2 protein-coding genes are annotated in these 1,593 nt (G+C 63.8%); both read right to left on the reverse strand.

The genetic code is table 11. The features are described from left to right. A partial coding sequence (locus R3280_RS16875) for a mannose-1-phosphate guanylyltransferase/mannose-6-phosphate isomerase (protein WP_318999772.1) occupies positions 1 to 1,344 on the reverse strand: 1,344 nt, incomplete at its 3' end. Between the two features lie 78 nt (positions 1,345 to 1,422). Continuing rightward, a partial coding sequence (locus tag R3280_RS16880) for a VOC family protein (protein ID WP_413468802.1) occupies positions 1,423 to 1,593 on the reverse strand: 171 nt, incomplete at its 5' end.

Genomic DNA, 1,593 nt, shown 5'->3' on the forward strand with positions numbered 1-1,593 from the left:
CTGCACCTCGATCAGTTCCAGCGGGATCACACCGGGGTTGGTGAGCCGGTGGGTGACCCCAAGCGGAATGTAGGTGGACTGATCTTCGGTCAGCAGCAACTCTTCGTTGCCACGATTCACCATGGCGGTACCCCGGACCACCACCCAGTGCTCGGCGCGGTGGTGGTGCTTCTGCAGGGACAGCGCCGCGCCCGGGTTGACGGTAATGCGCTTGACCTGGAAGCGGCCGCCCATAGCGATACCCTCGTAGGTGCCCCAGGGCCGGTGCACTTTCTTGTGAAAGCGGTGCTCGAGGCGGCCCTGGGCCTTGACCTGGGCCACCAGCTTCTTGACGTCCTGAACCTTGGAGCGGTCCGCCACCAGCACCACATCGTCGGTTTCCACGATCACGTGGTTGCTGACCCCCAGGGCGGCAATCAGCCGGCCCTCGGAGTGAATATAGGAACCGGACACATCCTCGGTGATGACATCGCCGCGGCAGACGTTGCCGTTGGCGTCCTGGGGCTGGATCTCCCAGAGCGCGGACCAGGAGCCCACATCGCTCCAGCCCGCATCCAGGGGCACCACCACGGCATCCCGGGTTTTTTCCATCACGGCGTAGTCGATGGAGTCATCGGGGCAGGCCTTGAATTCACTGGCACCCACCCGGATGAAATCCAGGTCCGCCTGTTTGTTGGCGTAGGCGGCACGACAGGCCTTGAGCATGGCCGGCTGGTGTTTCTCCAGCTCTTCCAGGTAGCGGTCCGCCCGGAACAGGAACATGCCGCTGTTCCAGAAATAACCGCCGGTCTTCAGATAACCCTCGGCGGTTTCAGCATCCGGCTTCTCCACGAAGGCCATCACGTCGGCGTAACCGTTGGTGGTCTCGCCCGCCTGGATGTAGCCATAACCGGTGTGGGGCGAATCCGGTACGATACCGAAGGTCACCAGCTTGCCCGCCCGGGCCGCCTCGGCACCCTTTGCCACTGCCGCGCGGAACACATCCAGCTTTTTCAGGACGTGATCCGACGGCATCACCAGCAGCAGCTCTTCCGGGTCAGCTTCCGCCGCCGCCAGCGCCGCCAGGGCGATGGCCGGCGCCGTGTTGCGGCCCACCGGCTCCAGGATGATGCCGGCGGTGCGGTCTTTCGCCTGGGCCTGCAGATGGGCCGCCACCACGAACCGGTGGTCCTCGTTGGTGATGGCCATCACCCGGGTGGCACCGTCCAGGGCCAGACCCCGGTCAATGGTTTCCGCCAGCAGGGAGTCGTCGGAAACCACCGGCAGGAACTGTTTGGGATAGGCCTCCCGAGACAGGGGCCAGAGCCGTGTGCCGGAACCGCCAGAAAGGATCACTGCGAGCATGTTTCGTCCTTGCATCAAACGTTTGCCGGATTCTACCCCATTCGGGATTGCCCGGCCCATAGTCTGTGTAAGCGCGGCTTACCAGGTACCGGTATTCTCCATGCTGGCCCAGGGTTCTTTTGGCGGCAAGGCCTCACCCTTCTGCAGCAGCTCGATGGAAATACTGTCCGGCGTACGAATGAACGCCATATGGCCATCCCGCGGCGGCCGGTTGATGGTCACGCCGTTGGCCTGCAGGTGTTCGCAAAG

Source organism: Marinobacter sp. (genome assembly GCF_033722195.1).
GTDB lineage: Bacteria > Pseudomonadota > Gammaproteobacteria > Pseudomonadales > Oleiphilaceae > Marinobacter.